The organism is Tahibacter harae (assembly GCF_024437735.1).
Classification (GTDB): Bacteria; Pseudomonadota; Gammaproteobacteria; order Xanthomonadales; family Rhodanobacteraceae; genus Tahibacter; species Tahibacter harae.
In genome coordinates this window covers 123,737-145,153 of record NZ_JANFQO010000006.1, presented here as the reverse complement: position 1 = coordinate 145,153, position 21,417 = coordinate 123,737, and the positions used below count along the sequence as shown (strand labels likewise).

The window sequence follows — 21,417 nt, the reverse complement described above, 5'->3', positions numbered from 1 at the left end:
GTCCGGATGAATCAGGCAACTCGAGCCGGACTGTGCGACTGCGCCGGCACGACGCGCCGGCGCGCTGCATTCAATCCGCGCCCAGTGCCTGCCGGATCAGCGCCTCGAAGCGCGCCTGGTCCACTTCCAGCACGATGCGCGCATTCGCCGGGCGGCCGCTGCGGCCGTCCCAGTCGACCACGGTGGCACCGCGGGTCAGGCCGCCGCTGAGTTCCACCGCGACATGGCGGTGCTCGGCGCGCTGCACGCAGTCCGGGTCCAGCACCACGGCCATGGCCAGCGCATCGGCCACGACCATGCCGGGCCGGCCGCGCTCGCGGTGGAAGCCGCGGATCTTGCGCGAAATGGCTTCGTAGAAGCGCGCCCGCGCATCGTCGGCCGTCAGCCAGGCTTCAAAGCGCTGCAGGTCTATGCCGTGGCGCAACGTCGCTTCCCAGTCGACCAGCTCGAACTGCGGCCAGGCCGAGAACACCACGTGCGCGGCCTCGGGGTCGAAGCCGATATTGAATTCCGCCGGCACCGTGGTGTTGCCGCGGCCGGTGACCGCGCCGCCCATGATGACCAGGCGCGGCACGCGCTGCGGCAGGGTCGGATCCAGGCGCAGGGCCAGGGCCAGGTTGGTCAGCGGCCCCAGCGCGACCAGGGTCAGCTGCTGCGGACGCTCGCGCGTGAGGCGGATCAGGGCCAGCGCTGCATGCTCGCTGTCGGCGCGGCGCTGCGGCGGAGCCAGTCCGGCATCGCCGAAACCGTCGGCGCCGTGCACGAAGGCCGCATCCGCCGCCGGCAACACCAGCGGCTCGGCACAGCCGGCATACACCGGCGTATCCGCCCCGGCCAGCTCGACCAGGCGCAGCGCATTGGTCACCGTGTGCTGCAGGCCCACATTGCCCGCGGCGATGCTCAGCCCGGCCACGTTGGCCCGCTCGTAGGCCATCAACAGGGCGAGCGCGTCGTCCACGCCCGGATCGGTGTCGATCAGCAGCACTTGTTCCATGAGGTCTTGCACCTTGGTCACAGTCGGAGCGCGGCCGGGGCTGCGCGGGACTGGGCAGCATAGCGTGGTGGGCCGGGATTCGGGATTGGTATTCGGAACTACGGATCCGGGATCAGGGAATCCGGGATTCGGGGTGAAGGTGGCGAACTGAAATTCGGGTATCCACTGTCGTGCGGCCGGTGCGCAGGATGCATGGGGCGGTATTCGCGGATCGCGACTGCGCCGCCGCAAACAACGCGGGGGTAATCCCCAAGTCGCGGCGCCAGGCAAGAGGCCGGCGTGGAGGCAACGGGTCATGCGTCACGCAACGCTCCGGGAGCCAGAGGGTCACGTGTCACGCCATTCCGCCGTCAGGCTGCGCCCTGGCAAGCCTGCGCGCAGACGATCCGGCTGCGCCTATTCAAACCTGCCGGCAAAGATCACATTGCCCGACCATTCCACATGATCGAAATGGCAGTAGCTGTACCCCGGCGTCGCCGCCGAAGTCTGCCGGTGCGCGAGCAGCACCCAGGCCGAAGCGCTGCCCAGCGGCGCGACTGCGCTGATCTGCACGGTCTCGAAGCCGGCATTGTTGGTCGTCGCGACTGCGCTGCGGGTCAGCAGATTGGTGACGCCGGGCGGCGTGGTGCTGCAGTCGGCGCGGTCGTTGATCTCGATGCGCAGCTCGCAGGAGGCATTCGGCTTGAGCTGGGACGCCACGGCCGCGCGCAGCGTGAAAGGCCCGGGCGCGACCTTGAGGCACTGGCCCCAGAAATCCGCACGCTGGCCGCCGCGGTTGTTGCGCACCCGGCCGCTGCCCGGCGCGGGCGCACCGGCAATGCCGTCCCAGACCAGCTCGCCGCCGGCGCCGTCGTCCAGGAACCAGCGCCAGTTGGTCGGTGCCGGCGAAACGGCCGCGGCGGGGTCGGTGTCGAAATCGGGATTGCGCAGCACCGTGAGCGGCGGCGGCATGGGTTCCATCCAGGCGACGGCCAGCAAAAGACTGGTCAGGGCTTGCATGACGGCATCTCCCACGCTGAGGCGGCGCCACTATAGCGCGCCGGCCGCGGGGCGGAAGCGCACGGCGTCGCAGATGGCCGAGACGGGCCGCGCTTGCAGCGTAACGAATGGTCTCAGCCATCCCGGGCCGGGCAGCAAGGCGAGGGGCGACGCCTTGCAGCACTTGCCGGCGCACAGACTCGGCGCCTGACGCCCCCGGCACACATCGCGGCTGTGAAGCCGGCTGAACCATATCGCCGAGCGGCAGCCCCACCCGCGGCGCCAAGGCGCCGATGGCTGCGGCCTCGTCCTTATGAAGACGCGGCAGCCCCGCCCGTACCGCTCAGGCCCCGGCGTAGCGCGCCGCCGTGCCTATCCAGCGCGCGACAATGCGCTCGGCCAGGGGCGCATGCTGCTGCAGCAAGGTCTCGCCGACCTGCTGTACGGCCGGCAGCAGGGCCGCGTCGCGCTGGATATCGGCGATACGGAACTCCAGCCGGCCGGTCTGGCGCGTGCCCAGCATCTCGCCGGGGCCGCGCAGTTCCAGATCCTTCTCGGCGATGCGGAAGCCGTCGTTGGTCTCGCGCAGCACATTGAGCCGGGCCTTGGCCAGCTGCGACAGCGGCGGCTGGTACAGCAGCACGCAGCTGGAGGCGACGTTGCCGCGGCCGACCCGCCCGCGCAGCTGGTGCAGCTGGGCCAGCCCCAGGCGCTCGGCGTTCTCGATCACCATCAGGCTGGCATTGGGCACGTCCACGCCGACCTCGATCACCGTCGTGGCCACCAGCACGGCGATCTCGCCGGCCTTGAACGCATCCATGATGGCGCTTTTCTCCGCCGGCTTGAGGCGGCCGTGGACCAGGCCGACCTTCAGCTCCGGCAGCGCCGCGCTGAGTTCCACATGGGTCACCTCCGCCGCCTGCGCCTGCAGCAATTCGGTTTCCTCGATCAGGGTGCAGACCCAGTAAGCCTGACGCCCCTGCAGGCAGGCCGCGCGGATGCGCGCGATCATTTCCTCGCGCCGCGTATTGGACACCGCAACCGTCGTCACCGGCGTGCGCCCGGGCGGCAGCTCGTCGATGACGGAAACATCCAGGTCCGCATACGCCGTCATCGCCAGCGTGCGCGGGATCGGCGTGGCCGTCAGCACCAGCTGATGCGGAATGCGCTCGCCTTCGCGGCCCTTGTCGCGCAGAGCCAGGCGCTGGTGCACGCCGAAGCGGTGCTGCTCGTCGATGATGGCCAGGCCCAGCTCGCGGAACACCACGCCTTCCTGCATCAGCGCATGCGTGCCGACCACCACGCCGGCGCCGCCGGCGACCGCCTCCAGGGCGGCCTTGCGCGTCTTGCCCTGTACCTTTCCCGCCAGCCAGACCACCTCCACGCCCAGCGGCTGCAGCCAGCCGCGCAAGGTGCGCAGGTGCTGCTCGGCCAGCAGCTCGGTCGGCGCCATCAGCGCCGCCTGGCGCCCGCTTTCCACCGCCGTCAGCGCGGCCAGGGCCGCGACTACGGTCTTGCCCGAGCCCACGTCGCCCTGGACCAGGCGCAGCATGGGTTCGGCCGTGGCCAGGTCCTGCGCGATCTCCGCACCGACGCGGCGCTGCGCCGCGGTCAGTCCGAACGGCAGGCCGGCAATCAGGCGCCGGCGCAGCGAACCGTCACCGTCCAGCGCCGGCGCGACCTGGCGCCGCACCGCGTTGCGCATCTGCTTGAGGCTCAGGTGATGGCTGAGCAATTCCTCGAAGGCCAGCCGCTGCTGCGCCGGATGCCGCCCCTGCAGCAGCAGCGATACATCCGCGTCCGGCGGCGGCCGGTGCACGAACAGCAGCGCGCGGCGCAGCGAGGCGAGCTTGAGCCCCGCGCGCAGCGGCGCCGGGATCAGTTCCAGCTGCTCGTCCTCGGGCAGGCGCTGCAGGGCGTGCTGGATCAGCGTGCCCAGGCGCTTCTGGCCCAGGCCTTCGGTGGTGGGATAGACCGGGCTCAGCGTCTCCTCGACCGCCGCCGGCCCTTCGCCGCCGAGGTGCTGGTACTGCGGATGCACCATTTCCAGGCTTTGCTGGCCGCGCCGTACTTCGCCGTAGCAGCGCAGACGCGCGCCCAGGCGCAACTGATCGGCCTGGGCGCCGCGGAAGTGGAAAAAGCGCAGAACCAGCGTTTCCTGCGAGCCGTCGCTGATCGCCACACGCAGCTGCGGCCGGCCGCGGAAGCCTTTTTGCACCGCCTCGATCACGCCCTCGACCTGGGCCGTGTCGCCCGGGCGCAGATCGGCAATCGGCACCAGCCGGGTACGGTCCTCGTAGCGCAGCGGCAGGTGGAACCACAGATCCTGCAGCGTTTTCGCGCCCAGCCGCTCCAGACAGTCGCGCAGCGCCGGCCCCACGCCGGGCAGCGTCGTCAGCGGCTGCAGCCCCGCCTCCTGCGCCATCGCCGTCCGCTTAGCCGCGGACCAGTACCAGATCGACCTCGACCTGCGCGCCGCGCGGCAGCGAAGCCACGCCGATGGTGGAGCGCGCCGGATACGGTTCGCGGAAATATTCCGCCATCACGGCATTCACCGCGGCGAAATTGCCCAGATCGGTGAGATAGATGCCCACCCGCGCCACGTCGTCGAACGAGGCACCGGCCGCTTCGATCACCGCACGCAGATTCTCGAACACGCGGCGCGCCTGCGCCGTGATGTCGCCGCCGATCATCTCGCCGGTAGAGGGATCCAGCGGGATCTGGCCGGAGGTGTAAATCGTGTTGCCGACCTGCACAGCCTGCGAATACGGGCCGATGGCCTTGGGAGCGTTGTCGGTGGCGATGATGGTGCGGGACATGGCAATCCTCGAAGTGGCAAGCAAGCCCGGGATTCTAGCCAGCCAGCGGGTTGCCGCCTAATGCCGTCCGCAACCGGCGGCGCCCGCGTCAGGGCTTCCCGAGGTTGCTGTCCATGCGCGTCTCCAGCGCGTCGGCGATTCGCTGCATCCGCTGCAGCTGCCGGGTCTGCTGATCCTGCAATTCCGCCTGCCGCTCGGCCAGCGCCAGCATCCGCCTGTGCCGCAGACGCCGGCCGCGGGAACAGTAGGCGACGGCCAGCACGAACGGCATCGCCAGCAGGAACGGAAGCCATACCACCCGTTCGGACAGGAAGGTGCCGCGCGGCGCCCCGGGGCGGTACAGCGGCCGTGCGTCCACCACGGTCACCTCCTGCGTCACGTAGTCGGCGAGCGGACGCAGCGGCGGGCTGTCCAGCCGGTAGGTGACCGTCTTGCCGGGCGGCACGACGATACCGCGGAAAACGCCGGTGGCGCTGTCGATCAGTTTCCTGCCGGCGTCGAAGTAGCGCGCCTGCAGTACCACGTCATCGGCACAACTGGCAGCCGTGTTTCTCAGCGACACCAGCGTCGCCACGACGCTGCCGTCACCGCGCGCGACTTTCTCCAGCTGCGATTCGAGCACGACCAGACTTCCGCTATCGGCCGCAGGCGCCATGCCTTCCTGCACCTCGCAGGCGGCCGCAGCGCCGGCAAGCAGGTACAGCGCCACGGCAAGCCGGCGCCGGAGTTTTGCGCCACGCCGGAGCCGCACCACGGCGCCAGGCCGGAACTGCGCAACAGCGCCAGGCCGGCAAAACAGAAAATCGGCGGTCATGGCCGTGCACTACCCGGGAAGGCAACAGGGACTGCCACCGTGGCAGATCCGCATCGGGCACACATCGGCAAATCCGTGGATGCGGCGGCTCCGCCGGCACGGCGGCGGTGCGTTGCCAGGCGGAATTGCCCGCCCTTCGGAAAATGCCGGAGTCCGCGCGGTGCCCGGCGAAAGCCAGTGCTGCCTGCAGACCAGTGCCAGCCCGGAAGATCCGGCCCCGACGCGGCGGCCCCACCGCCGGTACGCCGCTTCAGACCGGGTGCCGGTAAACCCCGTGCACCACGCCCAGCCTGCGCACCCGGCGCATCACATCGGCGAGATGCTTGCGGTTCCTCACCTCGATGGTGAATACGATGATCGCCGACATCACGCCGCGATCCTGGTATTCCACATTCTCGATATTGGAATTGCTCTCGGCGATGGCCGCGGCGACCGAGGCCAGCACGCCGGGCTTGTTCTGGATGTCGACGCGCAGCTCGCACTTGTAATCGCCGCTGACATCGCGGTCCCATTCCATCGCGATGCAGCGCTCGGGCGACTTGCGGAACTCGGGCACGTTCGGGCATTCGAGCCGGTGCACCACCACGCCCTTGCCGGCCGACATGAAGCCCATGATCTCGTCGCCGGGCAGCGGATGGCAGCAGTTGGCGAAGGTGAGCACGCCGCGCTCGGCGCCGGTGATGCGGATGCTTTCGGCCGTGCGCGAGACGCGCAGGCGGGTCTTGCCGCCCTTGAGCCGCAGCAGCTGGCCGGCGACGTGTTCGGCAACGCGGTTGCCCAGCGCGATATCGGCCAGCAGCTCTTCCAGGCGGCGGAACTTGTTCTCGGCCAGATAGCGGTCGAGCATTTCCCCGGGCACGCCTTCCAGCGAGATGCCGACCTGGTCCAGCGCGCGGTCGAGCATGCGATGGCCCAGTTCGACGGCGTCCTCATGCTGCAATCGCTTGAGGTGGTGGCGGATCGCGGTGCGCGCCTTGGCCGATACCACCCACTCCAGCCATTGCGGGTGCGGCTGGGCGGAAGGCGCGGTGATGATTTCCACCGTCTGGCCGCTGACCAGGCGGGTGCGCAGCGGCGCCAGCTTCTTTTCCACGCGCGCGGCCACGGCGTGCTGGCCGACTTCGCTGTGCACGGCGTAGGCGAAATCCAGCGCGGTCGCATTGCGCGGCAGCGCGAGGATGCGGCCCTTGGGCGTGAACAGGTAGACCTCGTCCGGGAACAGGTCGACCTTGACGTTCTCGATGAACTCCAGCGACGAGGCCGTGCGCGCCTGGCTGTCGACCAGGCCTTCGACCCATTCGCGCGCGCGCGACTGCGCCGCGTTGCCTTGATCGCCGCCGGTCTTGTAGGCCCAGTGCGCGGCGACGCCGCGCTCGGCGACGGAATCCATTTCCTCGGTGCGGATCTGGATTTCGATAGGCGCGCCGAACGGCCCGAACACGACCGTATGCAGCGACTGATAGCCGTTGGCCTTGGGAATGGCGATGAAATCGCGGAAGCGCGTATCCAGCGGCTTGTACAGGCCGTGCACCGCGCCGAGCGCGTAGTAGCAGCGCATGACCGAATCGGTCACCACGCGGAAGCCATAGACATCCATCACCTGGGTGAAGGATTTGTGCTCGTTCTTCATCTTGTTGTAGATGCTGAACGGCGATTTGATGCGGCTGACCACGCGCGCCACGATGCCTTCGGCGCCCAGCCGCGCGGTCAGCGCGGCCTCGATCTTGGCCATGGCTTCGCGCCGGTTGCCCAGCGTGTTCTTGATGCGCGCCTCGATCACCCGGTGGCGGTCCGGATACATGGCACGGAAGCCGAGTTCCTGCAGCTCGCCCTTGAAGCGGTTCATGCCCAGGCGCTGGGCGATGGGCGCGTAGATTTCCAGCGTCTCGCGCGCGATGCGCCGGCGCGCGGAGGCTTCCATCGCGCCCAGGGTGCGCATGTTGTGCAGGCGGTCGGACAGCTTGATCAGGATGACGCGCAGGTCGCGCGCCATTGCCAGCAGCATCTTGCGGAAACTCTCTGCGGCGGCTTCCTGGCGGCTTTTGAACTGCAGCTTGTCCAGCTTGGTCACGCCGTCGACCAGTTCGGCCACGGATTCGCCGAACTCGGCGGCGAGTTCGGCGCGGGTCAGCTCGGTGTCTTCCAGCGTGTCGTGGAGGATGGCGGCGATGATGGTCTCGTGATCGAGACCGAGGTCGGCCAGGATGGAGGCGACCGCCACCGGATGGGTGATGTAGGGTTCGCCGCTCTTGCGCTTCTGCTCGCGGTGGGCGTGGGCGCCGACTTCGTAGGCGCGCCGCACCAGCACCACCTGCCCCGGCGGCAGATAGCCCAGCAACTTCTCTTCCAGCGCGCGAACGTAGGCGGGAGGATCGCTCAACGCCGGCGCCTGCTGCGACATCAGGGCCGTATCCACGGGTTACTCCGCCGGAGCCGGGCCCGCGCGGGAGGCGGGACCGGAATGATGACTGCGAAGGTGATTACAGGTCGTCGCCGCCGCCCTTGAGGTCGTCGTCGACTTCGGCCGCGGCCCATTCCAGGGCTTCGCGCTCGGCGCGCTCGCGTTCCAGCTTGTCGACCTGTTCGATCAGTGCGTTGTCGACCTTGCCTTCGGCGATTTCGCGCAGGGCCAGCACGGTGGGCTTGTCGTTCTCGGCGGCGACCAGGGAGTCTGCGCCCTTGGCCAGCTGGCGGGCGCGCTTGGTCGCCATCAGCACCAGTTCGAAACGGTTGTCGACCACTTGCAGGCAATCTTCTACGGTAACTCGTGCCATGTGAACCTCTGAAGCCCAAAATCAAAAAAATCAGACGCTTGTATGCCGGCATTGTAGCCGCCCGGCCAGACCCGGCGCAAACCGGCCTAACCCGGCGCCAGCGGCCCGGTGTACACTTCGCCGTTCGTGCCCGGGCCGGGGCTTGAATCCGCCAGGATCAGACCCAGCTGGGCGCGGTGCCCCCGCTGTCGCAGGAAGCCGTACGCATGCGTTCCCCTTTGCGCTGGAAGCCGCTGAAGAATCTCGGATTGATTGCCTTCAGCGTGGTGCTGGCCGGCTGCACCATCGCCAAGCCGCGCACCGACGATCCGTGGGAGCGCTGGAACCGCAAAGCCTACGCCTTCAACGATGCCGCCGACCGGGCCGTGATCCGCCCCGTCGCCGTGGGCTACCGCAAGGTCACCACGCCGAATATGCGCCGCGTGCTGAGCAATTTCTTCAGCAACCTGCGCATGCCCATCACGATGGTGAACAACCTGCTGCAGGGCCGGCCCAAGGATTTCACCCGCAGCACCGGCCGCTTCCTGGTCAATACCACGCTGGGCCTGGGCGGCTTTTTCGACCCGGCCAGCCAGATGGGCCTGAAGCTGCAGGAGCAGGATTTCGGCACCACCCTGGCCAAATGGGGCGTGCCCGACGGCCCTTACCTGGTGCTGCCGCTGCTGGGTTCCACCACGGCCCGCGACATCTTCCGCTTTCCGGTGGACCGCACCTTCGATCCGCTGGCCTGGTATGCCAGCCAGCGCGACCTCAAGTACGGCGCCCAGTACATGCCGACCTGGCTGTTCCTGGTCACCCTGCGATCGCGCGGCATCGACGCCGAGAGCCTGCTCGAAGGCGTCTACGATCCCTACGTGTTCTATCGCGATGCCTACCGCCAGCAGCGCGTCTACCAGATCTACGACGGCAATCCGCCGGTGGAAGTGATCGAGCTGCTGCAGGGCGTGGGCGAGGATTTCGACCCCGACGAGCTGCTGGAAGAGCAGCAGCGGTACGAGAAGGGCAAGACCGGGAAAGAACCGCAAGCCCAGCCCTGACCCGAACCCGGCACGCCCGGCGCCAAAGAGCGCCTGGACCGCCTTCCGGCCCAGGCGCCCGTTGCATTTAGTCGGCTTCCGGCCAGAAGGTGCGCTGCAGCTCCTGTTGTGCGCGTTCGTATTCGTCGATCCGGAACTCGGCACGCAGCGCCTCGCTGCGCTCTACGTACTCGTGCACGACTTCAGGCGACAGCTTGATCGCGGTCTCCGGTACGGTCTTGAACTTCTGCGCGCACATATGGCACGGCTTGATGATCTGGCTGCCCGTCGCCGTGGCCGCGTCCACCGACTGTTGACAGGCGGCCATCGAGACCTTCATTACGTTGCGGTCAGACAGCACCGCGCAGTATCCGTCCAGCGTCAGCCCGCCGCCGCTGGGTACATAAAACGCACTGCTTGAACCAGCCGCCGCCACCAGTCCCAGCGCCAGCAGCACCTTCTTCATCCGCATAAACATCGTGTTCTCCCGTGATTGATTGGCGCGTCCTTGCGAGTGGACGCGGCGACCAACGCTAGGCACGGGATGGCAACGGCGCGAGCGAAATGCGGTGACGACATCAGGATAGCTGCGGATGCGTTCGGGAACGGGAAGCCCGCGACGCGCGCCGGCACTCGCAGTAAAAATTTGCCGGAACAAAGGCTTGCGTGAATACATTCCCGTCGCGGTCCCAATCCGCGCTGGCTTGGGGCAGCGGCACCGCTAGGATCGCGCCACCACACCAGGAAGCCTCACGATGAACCTGACCCGCTTCGCCCTCGCCCTCGCCGCCGGCCTTGTCGTTGCCGGCACCGCCTCCGCCCATAGCGAGCTGTACAGCTCGGAATGGTGCACTGGCGGCATCGTCAGGTTCCGCGGCATGTTCGCTTTTTCACCCGCCGAACTGCAGGCCGAGTTCAATAGCCGCCAGACCCGGCGGATGCAATGCCTGCAGGAAACCGGCACCTTTGACGGCGACGACACCTGCGGCATATTCGATCCGCCCTACGAGATGGCCGTCTCCATGGCGCGCGCCGCCTGCGGCGACTCCACCTCGCGGGTTCCGACGCAGGAAAGCCCTGTCACTGCCTTCATCACCGTGCCCAGCAGCTTCAACGCCACGGACCACCACACAACCTTCGATTTCAGCTCCGGCCTCGAAGGCATGTGCGGATACTGCGAGATGTATGACAGCCCTCCGCCCGTGAATCCGCCGCCCCAAAACTGACTGCGTCAGGCCAGCGAGCGCCGCCTGACCGCGTCCTGCACCTGCTCCAGCCGGCGCTTGAGCGCTTCGCGCTCGGCCGGTTCCAGCGGGCATTCGGTCAGCACGTAATAGACCGTGCGCAATACCTCGCGCCAGCGCGGCCGGCGCGGCAGCTTGGCCAGGCTGAGATAGCGTTCCAGCGCGCGCACGCGCAGGCGGCCCTCGTCGATGGTTATGCGCCAGATGCGGCTGGCCTCGGCAAGATCGATGCGCGTCTTGCCGGTGCTGCGCTCCCAGGCCGCGACCGCGGCCAGCATCAGCTCGACCAGGGCGCGGCGGTAGGCGTCGCGTTCCTCAGCGCTGCTGGCTTCCAGAGTGACCGCGTCGTCGCCGGACACCGCGACATCGGGCGCCGCGGCATTGCGCGTCGCGGAATCGGGCGCTGCACCGTCAGGCGTTACGGCATTGGAAGCCGCAGCATCGTGCCCGACGGCATCGCGGCCCCCGGCACCGCCGGCGCTGTCAGCGGCGAAGCTCAGCACCGCAAGCCCGCCGCCCAGTGGTGCCAGCGCCGCAGCGGCGAGACCGCCCAGCTCCAGCGCCACGCGCGTATCGCGCTCGTCCATGTCGGCCAGGGCCGCGTCGAAGCGCGCGGCGTCCCCGGCCGCCAGCAGCGTGCGCATATCGGTGCCAACGGCGCGCCCGGGCGTCAGGTTCCAGCGCAGCGCCGCCGGCGCATTCAGCGCGACGATGCCGCCGCCGGCGTCCAGGGCGACGACGGCATTGGCCGCGTTGTCGAGCAGCGCCTGCAGCCGCCCGCGATCCGCCGCAAGCGCGGCAGCTTCGCGCCGGTAACGCTCGATCTCGTCGGCGAGCTGCGCCGCGCGCACCGCGCGCTGCACGCGCTCGCGCTGGCGCCAGCGCCAGATCGCCGCGGCGAGCAGCAGGAGGCCGACCAGCACCGCCAGCAGGGTAGCCCGCTGCTGCGCCGCGCGGCGGTCGATTTCCAGCGCGCGCAGGCGGTTTTCCGCATCGAGGGCGGCTATGCGGCGCTCCTTCTCGGCAACGTCGAAACGCACGCGCAACTGTTCCAGACGCCGGTCATGCTCGGCGCCGAGCCGCTCCACATCGGCATCGCGCCAGGCGCGCCAGTCCTTGAGCGCGGCCGCGTAGTCGCCGCCGGCTTCGCTGGCCGCGGCAAGTTCGTACAGCAGATCGATGCGTGCGCCGCGGTCGCCGTGCACGCGGTCCAGCGCTGCCTGGATCAATTGGCGCACCCCGTCGAGACGGCCCGACAGGCGCAGCAGACGCGCGCGCTGCGCGACCAGCGCCGCCGGCTCGGGCAGGCCGAGCTGGCGCGCGAGCGCGGCACCGCGCTCGGCATGCGCCGTTGCGCCGGCGATATCGCCGGCATCCAGCGCCGCACGCAACAGCAGCGCCGTCAGACGCAGCTGATCGCCGCCGGCGCCGGCGCGCTCGTAATCCGCCGCCGCCCGCGCGTAGAAGCGTGCCGCGCCCGCAGCGTCGCCGGTCTGCGCCGCGAGCAGGCCCAGGGCTTCGCGCGTATGCGCCGCGTCGAGCACCCGGCCGCCGGCCTCGAACGCCGCCAGCGCCTCGTCATAGCGCTGGCGCGCCGCGCCGGCATCGCCGAGTTCGCGCTGAATATCGCCGAGATTATTCAACAGTGCGCCCAACGCCGTGTCGCCGGCGGCGCGCTTGCGCTCCAGGCTGGCAAGGAAGGCTTCCAGCGCGCCGCGCAGTTCGCCGCTGCGGCGCAGGGCAATGCCGATATCGTTCCAGCTCTGCCCCTGCGCGCGCAGGTCGGCCTGTGCGGTCGCCAGCGCCAGTGCGGCGCGGAACGAGACCAGGGATTCGGCAATCTGCTCCTGCCGGTAGGCGAGCATGCCGCGCCGGCGCAGCAGCCGGAACTGCGGCTCCCAGGCCGCCGCGCCGGGCAATGCGGCCACGCGGTCCAGCGTGCGCGCCGCCGCCGCGTATTCGCCCAGCGCCAGTTCCGCATCGCTGCGCCGGGCCAGCGCATCTTCGGCCGCCCGCGCATCGCCGCGCACGGCCGCGGCAGCGTAGGCGTTCTCACACAACGCTATCGCCGGGCGCGGCTGCTGCTGGATCAGTTCGCGGCAGCGTTCGTCGTCGTCCGCGGCCTGTACGCTGGCCGCGGCCGCCGCCAGCGCGGCCGCAATCGCAAAACGGATGAAGGAAGGCAATACCGCCGGGGGCGGCACGGACGCCGGCGGCGCGGTTTCGCCGCCGCACGCCGCCATCAGGCGAAACCGAGCAGGCCGTCGACTTCGGCGAGGTGGGCCAGCGCGCGCAGGCTTTCGGGTGCGTTGACGATCTGCAGCGTCGCTCCGCTGCGGCGCGCATCGCCGGCCAGCGCCAGCAGCACGGCGAGGCCGGCGCTGTCGGCCTGGACGACACCGGCCAGATCCAGGCTCGCTGCGCCGCGCGGCATGCGCTGGCGCAGCGCCGCCAGCGCGGCCGCGGCTGTGGCAAAAGTGAATGCGCCGGTCGCCGCAAGGCGGTCCGGCGCCGGCGCTGTCACCGCGAACGCATTCGCAGCGCTCACGACTTGGGATTCTTCTCTAGGCTTTCCAGCGCCTTCTCGCCCTGGGTCTCCAGGCGCGAGATCAGTTCTTCCAGGCCCGACTTGGCCACTTCCGCCGACACCTGGTTGCGGTAATTGGTGACATAGGAAATGCCTTCGATGATGACGTCGTAGGCCTTCCATTCGCCGTCCTTGGTCTTGCGGAAGGCGTAGTCCACCGGTACGCGCTTGCCGTCGTCGAGGATGACTTCGGTGCGCACCAGCGAACGCTTGTCGTTGAGTTCGCCCTTGTACGGCGAAATGTTGATGCGGCCGCGGGTGTAGTTGAGCAGGCCCTCGGCGTAGCGATGGGCGATGGACTTGTAGAACGCCTTGGCAAAGCGCGTGCGCTGCTCCGGCGTGGCCGAACGGGCGTTCTGGCCCAGCACCAGGATGGAGGCGTAGTCGATGTCGAAATGCGGCAGCACGATGCCGTCGATGAGCTTGATCAGCTTGTCGCGGTCGTTGCGCAGTTCTTCCTTGCGGCCTTCCAGCGCCTTGCCGAGATCATCGGCAATGCCTTGGACCACGGCATTGGGATCGGCCGCGGCGGCCTGCGCGGCGGGCACCGCCGCCAGCAGCATCAGCACGGCCATTAGCGACAGCAGTTTGCGCACTATGCTCATGGGGTCTTGCCTTCCTGGGTAGCGGATTCGGATTCGGCGGGCTTCTTGGCCGGGCTGTCGCCGCTGCCGACGAGGTATTTGCCGATCAATTCTTCCAGTTGCATCGAACTCTGCGTGAGGATGATCTCGTCGCCGTTCTTGAACATGTCCGGTGAGCCGCCCGGTTTCAGCGCAACGTACTGATCGCCCAATAAACCACTGGTGAACACGGCGGCGGCGGAATCGTCCGGCAACTGGTTGTAACGGTTGTCGATGGCCAGGGTCACCAGCGCCTCCAGCCGGTCGGGTTCGAGCTGGATGTCGCTGACGCTGCCGATGCGCACGCCGGCGATCTTCACCGGCGCGCGCAGCTTGAGCTGGCCGACGTTGGTGAAGCGCGCCTTGAGGGCGTAGGTCGGCCCCTGCCGGTAGTTGGCCAGGCTGGTGGTCTGGGTGGCGAGGTAGCCCAGCGCGGCAAAGCCGAGCAGGATGAAAAGCCCGGTGCCTATCTGGTGGGAACGTCGTTGGGTCATGGAATGCACTCGCGCCGCATCACATCAGGAAAGCCGTCATCAGGAAATCGATGGCGAGGGTGAGAATCGAGGAATACACCACGGTGCGCGTGGTGGCGTAGGCGACGCCTTCGCTGGTCGGCGCGGTGGAATAGCCCTGGAAGGTGGCGACCAGGGTGACTACGGCGCCGAACACGGCGCTCTTCCACACGCCGTTCATCACATCGGTCCAGACATCGACCGCGCCGGTCATGTTCGACCAGAACGTGCCGTTGTCCAGGCCCAGCCAGGTCACCGCGACCAGGTGCGAGCCGAAGATCGCCAGCGCATTGAAGATGCTGGCCAGCAGCGGCATGGCGATCACGCCGGCGAGGAAGCGCGGCGCGACCACGTAGGCCATGGGATCCACCGCCATCATTTCCATCGCGGCGAGCTGGTCGGTCGCGCGCATCAGGCCGATCTCGGCCGTGATCGAGGTGCCGGCGCGGCCGGCGAACAGCAGCGCGGTGACCACCGGCCCCAGCTCGCGGTACAGCGCGATGGCGACCACGGTGCCGACCGAGGCCGTGCTGCCGAAGCGCGACAGCACTTCGTACAGCTGCAGCCCCAGCACCAGGCCGATGAACAGGCCGCAAGTCATGATGATGACCAGGCTCATCGCGCCGACGAAAAAGATCTGCCGCACGGTCTCGGCGAAATAGCGCAGGCTGCGCGGCACCGCCGCCAGCACGGACAGCAGGAACAGGCCCAGCGCGCCGATCTGGGCCAGGCCATCGCCGATGAAGCCGCCGCCGGGTTTCCTGCTCATGCGCGCTCCTTGGCGAAACCCAGGTCGCTGGCGTAGTCGCGCGCTGGATAATGGAACGGCACCGGGCCGTCGGCTTCGCCGCCGAAGAACTGGCGCGTCCAGTCGGTATCGCCGCGCACCAGTTCGTCCGGCCCGCCATGGGCCGCGACTTTGCCCGCGGCCAGCAGGTAGATGTGATCGGCCACCCGGCTCACCGCCGACAGTTCGTGCGCGACCACGATGCTGGTCAGGCCCAGCGTCTGGTTGAGCACGCGGATCAGCTTGAGCACCTGGTTCAGCGCGATCGGATCCAGGCCGACGAAGGGTTCGTCGTAGATCAGCAGCATGGGGTCGCGCACGATGGCCCGGGCCAGGGCCACGCGCCGCGCCATGCCGCCGGAAAGCTCGGCCGGCATCAGCTCGGCCGCGCCGCGCAGGCCTACCGCCTGCAGCTTGGGCAGCACGATGTTGCGGATCAGTTCTTCCGGCAGGCGCGCATGCTGGCGCAGCGGAAAGGCGACATTCTCGAATACGCTGAAATCGGTCAGCAGGGCCGAGTTCTGGAACAGGTAACCTATGCGCTCGCGCAGCTCGAACAGGCCGTTGCGGTCGAGCTGGGCGAGGTTGCGCCCGTCCACGACAATCTCGCCGGCGTCGGGCTGCAGCTGGCCGGTGATATGGCGCAGCAGCGTGGTCTTGCCGGTGCCGCTGGGCCCCATCACCGCGGTGATGCCGCCGCGCGGGATATCCAGGTCGACGCCGTCGAAGATCACCTTGCCGCCCAGGCGCGTACGCAGCCCGCGGATGCGGACAAGTGCATCTTTACTCGATGTGGAAACTGCGCTCATCAGTGGGACCAGGCGGGGATCGGAGCGGCCGGAGCCGCGCTACCTTAGGGCAAACCCGGCTGCGGCGGAAGCGCGTGCGTTCAGTCGGGTTTAAGCAGATCCGCGATCTGCGCCTCGTGCCGGGCCAGCTGGTTGTGGCAGCGCAGACGCTGGGCCGTCACTATGGCCTGCAGCTCGCCCAGCGCGGTGGCGAAATCGTCGTTCACGATGATGTAGTCGAATTCGCGGCAGTGGACCATCTCGGCGCGGGCCTCGGCCGTGCGCCGGGCGATCACCGCCTCGCTGTCGGAGCCGCGCGAACGCAGCCGGCGCAGCAGCTCCTCGCGCGACGGCGGCAGGATGAAGATGCTCACGCAGGGCAGCTTGGCGCGCACCTGCTGTGCGCCCTGCCAGTCGATCTCCAGCAGCACATCGTTGCCGGCGGCGAAGCGCTCGGCCACCGTGGCGCGCGAGGTGCCGTAGAGATTGCCGAACACTTCCGCATGTTCCAGGAAAGCGTCCTGGGTCACCAGCAGCTCGAATTCGGCGCGCTTGACGAAGTGGTAGTGCACGCCGTCCTTGTCGTTCGGACGCGGCGGGCGCGTGGTATGCGAGATCGACAGGACGATGCCCGGTTCGCGCTCGAGCAGGGCGTTGACCAGGCTGGATTTGCCTGCCCCCGAGGGCGCCGCGACGATGAACAAGGTGCCCGGCATCGACCTACCCGAGATCCTGCACCTGCCCCGGAGAGCAGAGCACAACCAGTTGATCCAGCATGATTTTCCCTAGCCTCTTCGAGCAAATCCCGCGCGCTTTCCGGCCCTTGGGGACCAGGTCTGCCGGCGCTGTCTCGGGCTACCGCCGGACCTCGGCCCGACGTGGCGGGCCGGGGAGTCTAGCAGAGCTGCCGGATCCGCAAGAAACCGGTGCGTGAGGCAGCCGGCCGGCTTTCCCGCAGGGCCTGTCGGCGCCCGCCCGCCAGTGCCGACTGCCGCGGCCGGCAGCCTCCCATGCTGGCGAAGCAAAAAAGCGGCCTGTCGAATCGCCGGCGCCGCCGTGAAAATCGTGGTCCAGCCGCGAGGTCAACTCCCGCTCCGCACGCGCCGGCGCACGCGCTTCAAAGCCAGGTCAGCGACCTGTCGATTTCACCGCTTTGGCTCGTCGCAATCGGCGGCTCTCAACGGAGACGGACATGGGCAAGCTCATCGTGGAACAGATCATCAGCGCCGACGGCTACGCCGCCGACCGCGACGGCGGCATCGGCTTCTTCGTCAACGCGCGCAGCGTCAACGAAGCCGACCAGGAACAATTGCGCCTGCTGCAATCCGTGGACGCCATCGTCCTCGGCCGCACGACCTACCGCCTGTTCGCCGACTACTGGCCGGAGGCCGACCCGGCCGAAGAACCCGTGGCGGCACCGCTCAACACCATCCCCAAGTACGTCGTGTCGAACACGCTGGACAGCGCGCCCTGGGGCAGCCGCAGCGCCGCGACCGTAGTGCGCGGCGACGCGGTGGCGTCGGTGCGCGCCCTGCGCGAGTGCGTGGCCGGCGACCTGATCGTCTGGGGCAGCCTGACCCTGGCCGATGCGCTGCTGCGCGCCGGCGAAGTCGATGTACTGCGTCTGCGCCTGCTGCCGGTGCTGATCGGCGCCGGACGTTCTTTTGCTCCGGCGGACCTGGGCCCGCGCGCGCTGGCGCTGTCTTCCGTGCGCAGCTATCCGCAGGGCCTGGTGGTGCTGGAGTATCGCTGTGCGCGTGCGGGTGACCGCACGCCCGGATGAGATCTCAGCGGAGCGCGCGCGCCGCCATCCTCACTCGATGTTCTGCACCTGCTCGCGCATCTGCTCGATCAGCACCTTCAGCTCCACCGCGGCCTGCGTAGTGCGCTGGTCCACTGATTTCGAGCCCAGCGTATTGGCTTCGCGGTTGAATTCCTGCATCAGGAAATCCAGGCGGCGGCCGTTGGCGTCGGCCAGCTTGAGGATGCGGCGGGCTTCGGCGAGATGGGCGCTGAGGCGGTCCAGTTCCTCGTCCACGTCGATGCGCGAGAGCTGCAGCACCAGTTCCTGTTCCAGCCGGGTCTGGTCGGTGCCCTGGCGGAAATCGGCCAGCTTGGTTTCCAGCTTCAGGCGCAGCGCGGCGCGGATTTCCGGCAGCCACTGGCGCACCTGGGCGACGACGGCGGCGATGCCGTCCAGGCGTTCGCCGATGAAGCCGGCCAGGCGCTCGCCTTCGCGGGCGCGGGTGGCGACCATGTCGTCCAGCGCCGTATCCAGCAGGGCCAGCGCGGCCGCGTGCAGTTCGCCCTGGTCGACCTCGGGCCGCAGCAGCACGCCGTCGATGCCGAGCAAGCCGACGAAATCGGTCTGCATGTTGGGGAAACGGCCGGACAGGCGCGCGGCGGCGTGTTCGAGCTGGGCCAGCAGGGTTTCGTTCAATTCCAGCGCGGCGGCGGCCGAGCCGTTGCTGCGCAGGCGCATGCCCAGGTCGACCTTGCCGCGGGTCAGCTTCGCGGCGACCTTCTCGCGCAGCTGCGATTCCAGCGCACGCAGTTCTTCCGGCAGGCGCGGGCTCAGCTCCAGGTAACGGTGGTTGACCGAGCGCAGCTCGCAGGACAACAGGCCCAGCGGCGTCTGGATTTCCGCGCTGGCGTAGGCGGTCATGCTGCGGATCATGGTGGTCGCGCTCGGGAAAAGGGCGGCAATGGTAAACTCGCCGCCCGCTTTCCCCAAGCACGTCCGCCCATGACCTCGATCCAGCGCCCCTCCGGCCGCGCGCCAGACCAGCTGCGCCCGCTTTCCCTGCAACGCCGCTACACCTGTCACGCCGAGGGTTCGGTGCTGATCAGCTGCGGCGATACCCGCGTACTGTGCACTGCCAGCGTCGAGGAAAAGGTGCCGCCGTTCCTGCGCGGCAAGGGCGAGGGCTGGATCACCGCCGAATACGGCATGCTGCCGCGCGCGACCAAGGAGCGCACCCAGCGCGAAGCCGCCCGCGGCGGCCAGGGCGGCCGCACCATGGAGATCCAGCGCCTGATCGGGCGCAGCCTGCGCGCCTGCGTGGACCGCAGCGCCCTGGGCGAACGCACCATCACCCTGGATTGCGACGTGCTGCAGGCCGACGGCGGCACGCGCTGCGCGGCGATTACCGGTGCCTATGTCGCCCTGGTCGATGCCATACGCCAGCTGCAGGCGCGCCGCGTCATCAAGAAGGATCCGATCTTCGGCGCCATCGCCGCGGTCTCCGTCGGCATCTGCAAGGGCCAGCCGGTGCTGGACCTGGACTATGCCGAGGACGCCGGCTGCGACACCGACATGAACGTCGTGATGAACGACGGCGGCGGCTTCATCGAGTTGCAGGGCACGGCCGAAGGCCATGCCTTCCGCCCCGACGAACTGCAGGCCATGCTGGCCCTGGCCGGCAAGGGCGTGGCCGAACTCATCGCCGCGCAGCGCGCGGCGCTGGCCGAAAGATGAGCCGTGTCGTCCTGGCCAGCGGCAACCGCGGCAAGCTCGCTGAACTGCGCGAGCTGCTGGGCGGCCTGGGCCTGGAACTGGTCGCCCAGGGCGAACTGGGCGTGGACGACGCCGAGGAAACCGGTCTCAGCTTCGTCGAGAACGCCCTGCTCAAGGCGCGCCATGCGGCGCGTGTCACCGGCCTGCCGGCGATCGCCGACGATTCGGGCATCTGCGTGGATGCCTTGGGCGGCGCGCCAGGGCTGTATTCCGCGCGCTACGCCGGCCGCCACGGCGACGACGCGGCCAACAACGCCCTGTTGTTGCAGAAGCTGCAGGGCCTGGCGCCGCAACAGCGCGGCGCGCATTTCCACAGCACCCTGGTGCTGCTGCGCCATGCCGGGGACCCCGCCCCGCTGATCGCCGACGGCCGCTGGCCCGGCCGCATCCTCGAAGCGCCGCGCGGCAGCGGCGGCTTCGGCTACGACCCGCTGTTCCTGCCGCACGATTTCGATTGCGCCGCGGCGGAACTGCCGGCCGCGGTCAAGAACCGCGCCAGCCACCGCGGCCTGGCCATGGCCCAGCTGCTCGCCCTGCTGCGCGCGGCGCCGCTGCAACCGTATACCGGGCCGTGACCGCGCCGCCGCTCGCGCTGTACATCCATATCCCGTGGTGCGTGAAGAAATGTCCGTACTGCGATTTCAACTCGCATACGGCGCCGGGCGGACTGCCGCAGCAGGACTACGTCGATGCGCTGCTCGCCGACCTGGACCAGGACCTGCGCGACTACGCCGTGGCCGCGCGCCCCATCGTCAGCGTGTTCTTCGGCGGCGGCACGCCCAGCCTGTTCGCACCGGAATTCATAGGCGCGATCCTGCGCGGCGCACGCGAACGCCTGCGCTTTGCCGATGCCGCGGAAATCACGCTGGAGACCAATCCCGGCACCGTCGAACACGGCCGCTTCGAGGATTACCTGCGCGCCGGCGTCAACCGCCTGAGCTTCGGCGTGCAGAGCCTGGACGACGAAAAGCTGAAACGCCTCGGCCGCATCCACAGCGCCGCCGAAGTGCGCGCCGCGGTGCGCCTGGCGCGCGCGGCGGGCTTCGACAATTTCAACCTGGACCTGATGTACGCCCTGCCGGAGCAGAGCCTGGCCCAGGCGCTGGACGACCTGGACCAGGCGCTGGAACTGCAGCCGGCGCACATATCCCACTATCAGCTCACGCTGGAGCCGAATACCGCCTTCGCCAACAATCCGCCGCCGCTGCCCGACGACGACCTCGCCTGGGACATGCAGGAAGCCTGCGCCGCACGCCTGGCCGGCGCCGGTTTCGACCATTACGAGACTTCCGCCTACGCCCGCCCCGGCCGGCAAAGTGTTCACAATGTCAATTATTGGCAATTTGGCGATTATCTCGGCATAGGTGCCGGCGCCCACGCCAAGCTCACCGACACGGCCGCCGGCGTGCACCGGCGCTGGAAAATACGCGCGCCCAAGGCGTATCTGGCCCACGCCGGCAGCCCGCGCGGCGTCGGCGGCGATGCACGGATCGGCGCCGAGCAGCTGCCGTTTGAATTCATGCTCAATGCGCTGCGCCTGGAAGACGGCTATCCGCAGTCACTGTTCGCCGCACGCACGGGCCTGGATGCGGCGCAGATCGCCGCGCCGCTGGCCGAGGCCGGACGACGCGGCTGGCTGGAATGCACCGGCGGCCTGGTCCGCCCCACGGCGCTGGGCAAGCGCTTCCTCAACGATGTGATCGCCCTGTTCCTGCCCTGAGGCCGGCCATGCTCGAATTCGTGACCTTGCACTGCCCGTACTGCGGCGAATCCTTCGAGTCCAGCGTGGATCTTTCCGGCGGCGATCAGGACTATGTCGAGGACTGCGCCGTCTGCTGCCGGCCGATCAACGTGAGCGTGCGCGTAGACGCGCAGGACGAACTGGTTTCCCTGCACACCCGGCGCGATCAGGACTGAGTCGGCAAACGCCGCTGCGCACGTAGCCGCGGCGCCGTACGCATCCG

At 68.8% G+C, this 21,417-nt stretch carries 23 protein-coding genes; 7 read left to right on the top strand and 16 right to left on the bottom strand.

The window, feature by feature from the left end; genetic code table 11:
- Positions 1 to 70: 70 nt before the first annotated feature.
- The 7 genes from NM961_RS08500 to rpoZ all read right to left on the bottom strand — a co-directional run bounded on the left by NM961_RS08500 (position 71) and on the right by rpoZ (position 8,379).
- On the bottom strand, positions 71 to 994 hold the full coding sequence (locus NM961_RS08500) for a nucleoside hydrolase (RefSeq protein ID WP_255913662.1): 924 nt from the start codon (positions 992 to 994) through the stop codon (positions 71 to 73).
- 396 nt (positions 995 to 1,390) lie between these two features.
- Positions 1,391 to 1,993 carry a hypothetical protein gene (locus NM961_RS08495; protein ID WP_255913661.1) on the bottom strand — a complete coding sequence of 201 codons (603 nt, stop codon included), beginning with the start codon at positions 1,991 to 1,993 and terminating at the stop codon, positions 1,391 to 1,393.
- Between the two features lie 322 nt (positions 1,994 to 2,315).
- Entirely contained in the window at positions 2,316 to 4,397 is a 2,082-nt protein-coding gene (gene recG / locus NM961_RS08490) for an ATP-dependent DNA helicase RecG (RefSeq protein ID WP_255913660.1), read from the bottom strand.
- Positions 4,398 to 4,407: 10 nt separating this feature from the next.
- Positions 4,408 to 4,791, bottom strand: coding sequence for a RidA family protein (locus NM961_RS08485; protein WP_255913659.1), 384 nt, complete (start codon positions 4,789 to 4,791; stop codon positions 4,408 to 4,410).
- A gap of 88 nt (positions 4,792 to 4,879) precedes the next feature.
- Complete coding sequence (locus NM961_RS08480; protein ID WP_255913658.1) at positions 4,880 to 5,605, bottom strand: hypothetical protein; 726 nt, start codon at positions 5,603 to 5,605, stop codon at positions 4,880 to 4,882.
- A gap of 250 nt (positions 5,606 to 5,855) precedes the next feature.
- A complete protein-coding gene (locus NM961_RS08475; RefSeq protein ID WP_255913863.1) occupies positions 5,856 to 8,006 on the bottom strand; it encodes a RelA/SpoT family protein in 2,151 nt (716 codons plus the stop codon).
- A gap of 79 nt (positions 8,007 to 8,085) precedes the next feature.
- Positions 8,086 to 8,379 (bottom strand): DNA-directed RNA polymerase subunit omega, encoded by a 294-nt coding sequence (gene rpoZ / locus NM961_RS08470; protein WP_255913656.1) that lies wholly within the window; start codon positions 8,377 to 8,379, stop codon positions 8,086 to 8,088.
- Positions 8,380 to 8,585: 206 nt separating this feature from the next.
- Between rpoZ and NM961_RS08465 the strand changes: the two genes are divergently transcribed.
- Positions 8,586 to 9,416 carry an MlaA family lipoprotein gene (locus NM961_RS08465; RefSeq protein ID WP_255913654.1) on the top strand — a complete coding sequence of 277 codons (831 nt, stop codon included), beginning with the start codon at positions 8,586 to 8,588 and terminating at the stop codon, positions 9,414 to 9,416.
- A 67-nt stretch (positions 9,417 to 9,483) separates the two neighbouring features.
- Here the strand turns inward: NM961_RS08465 and NM961_RS08460 are convergent, their stop codons facing one another.
- On the bottom strand, positions 9,484 to 10,071 hold the full coding sequence (locus NM961_RS08460; protein ID WP_255913652.1) for a hypothetical protein: 588 nt from the start codon (positions 10,069 to 10,071) through the stop codon (positions 9,484 to 9,486).
- Between the two features lie 79 nt (positions 10,072 to 10,150).
- Between NM961_RS08460 and NM961_RS08455 the strand changes: the two genes are divergently transcribed.
- Complete coding sequence (locus NM961_RS08455) at positions 10,151 to 10,621, top strand: hypothetical protein (protein ID WP_255913651.1); 471 nt, start codon at positions 10,151 to 10,153, stop codon at positions 10,619 to 10,621.
- A 5-nt stretch (positions 10,622 to 10,626) separates the two neighbouring features.
- Here NM961_RS08455 and NM961_RS08450 read toward each other — a convergent pair whose 3' ends face one another.
- From NM961_RS08450 to gmk, 7 genes are all read right to left on the bottom strand, one after another.
- Complete coding sequence (locus NM961_RS08450) at positions 10,627 to 12,882, bottom strand: tetratricopeptide repeat protein (protein WP_255913647.1); 2,256 nt, start codon at positions 12,880 to 12,882, stop codon at positions 10,627 to 10,629.
- On the bottom strand, positions 12,882 to 13,187 hold the full coding sequence (locus NM961_RS08445; protein WP_255913645.1) for an STAS domain-containing protein: 306 nt from the start codon (positions 13,185 to 13,187) through the stop codon (positions 12,882 to 12,884). The genes NM961_RS08450 and NM961_RS08445 overlap by 1 nt, the downstream gene beginning before the upstream one ends.
- On the bottom strand, positions 13,184 to 13,831 hold the full coding sequence (locus NM961_RS08440) for an MlaC/ttg2D family ABC transporter substrate-binding protein (protein ID WP_439334203.1): 648 nt from the start codon (positions 13,829 to 13,831) through the stop codon (positions 13,184 to 13,186). Before NM961_RS08440 ends, NM961_RS08445 begins: the two co-directional genes overlap by 4 nt.
- Positions 13,828 to 14,343, bottom strand: a complete 516-nt coding sequence (gene mlaD, locus NM961_RS08435; protein ID WP_255913644.1) for an outer membrane lipid asymmetry maintenance protein MlaD — start codon at positions 14,341 to 14,343, stop codon at positions 13,828 to 13,830. Before mlaD ends, NM961_RS08440 begins: the two co-directional genes overlap by 4 nt.
- Before the next feature lie 19 nt (positions 14,344 to 14,362).
- Positions 14,363 to 15,130, bottom strand: coding sequence for a lipid asymmetry maintenance ABC transporter permease subunit MlaE (gene mlaE, locus NM961_RS08430; RefSeq protein ID WP_255913643.1), 768 nt, complete (start codon positions 15,128 to 15,130; stop codon positions 14,363 to 14,365).
- Complete coding sequence (locus NM961_RS08425) at positions 15,127 to 15,957, bottom strand: ABC transporter ATP-binding protein (RefSeq protein ID WP_255913642.1); 831 nt, start codon at positions 15,955 to 15,957, stop codon at positions 15,127 to 15,129. The genes mlaE and NM961_RS08425 overlap by 4 nt, the downstream gene beginning before the upstream one ends.
- A gap of 80 nt (positions 15,958 to 16,037) precedes the next feature.
- Positions 16,038 to 16,652: a guanylate kinase gene (gene gmk, locus NM961_RS08420; protein ID WP_255913641.1), complete on the bottom strand. Its 615-nt coding sequence runs from the start codon at positions 16,650 to 16,652 to the stop codon at positions 16,038 to 16,040.
- A 476-nt stretch (positions 16,653 to 17,128) separates the two neighbouring features.
- Between gmk and NM961_RS08415 the strand changes: the two genes are divergently transcribed.
- Positions 17,129 to 17,719 (top strand): dihydrofolate reductase family protein, encoded by a 591-nt coding sequence (locus NM961_RS08415; protein ID WP_255913639.1) that lies wholly within the window; start codon positions 17,129 to 17,131, stop codon positions 17,717 to 17,719.
- A 30-nt stretch (positions 17,720 to 17,749) separates the two neighbouring features.
- On the opposite strand, the gene NM961_RS08410 is transcribed toward NM961_RS08415, so the two are convergent.
- Entirely contained in the window at positions 17,750 to 18,613 is an 864-nt protein-coding gene (locus NM961_RS08410) for a YicC/YloC family endoribonuclease (protein ID WP_255913638.1), read from the bottom strand.
- Between the two features lie 69 nt (positions 18,614 to 18,682).
- Between NM961_RS08410 and rph the strand changes: the two genes are divergently transcribed.
- From rph to NM961_RS08390, 4 genes are read left to right on the top strand one after another with little or no spacing between them, the layout of a single operon-like run.
- A complete protein-coding gene (gene rph, locus NM961_RS08405) occupies positions 18,683 to 19,414 on the top strand; it encodes a ribonuclease PH (RefSeq protein ID WP_255913637.1) in 732 nt (243 codons plus the stop codon).
- Positions 19,411 to 20,028, top strand: a complete 618-nt coding sequence (gene rdgB, locus NM961_RS08400) for an RdgB/HAM1 family non-canonical purine NTP pyrophosphatase (RefSeq protein ID WP_255913636.1) — start codon at positions 19,411 to 19,413, stop codon at positions 20,026 to 20,028. The genes rph and rdgB overlap by 4 nt, the downstream gene beginning before the upstream one ends.
- Complete coding sequence (gene hemW, locus NM961_RS08395; RefSeq protein WP_255913635.1) at positions 20,025 to 21,173, top strand: radical SAM family heme chaperone HemW; 1,149 nt, start codon at positions 20,025 to 20,027, stop codon at positions 21,171 to 21,173. The genes rdgB and hemW overlap by 4 nt, the downstream gene beginning before the upstream one ends.
- A gap of 8 nt (positions 21,174 to 21,181) precedes the next feature.
- Positions 21,182 to 21,370: a CPXCG motif-containing cysteine-rich protein gene (locus NM961_RS08390; protein ID WP_255913633.1), complete on the top strand. Its 189-nt coding sequence runs from the start codon at positions 21,182 to 21,184 to the stop codon at positions 21,368 to 21,370.
- Positions 21,371 to 21,417 lie beyond the last annotated feature (47 nt).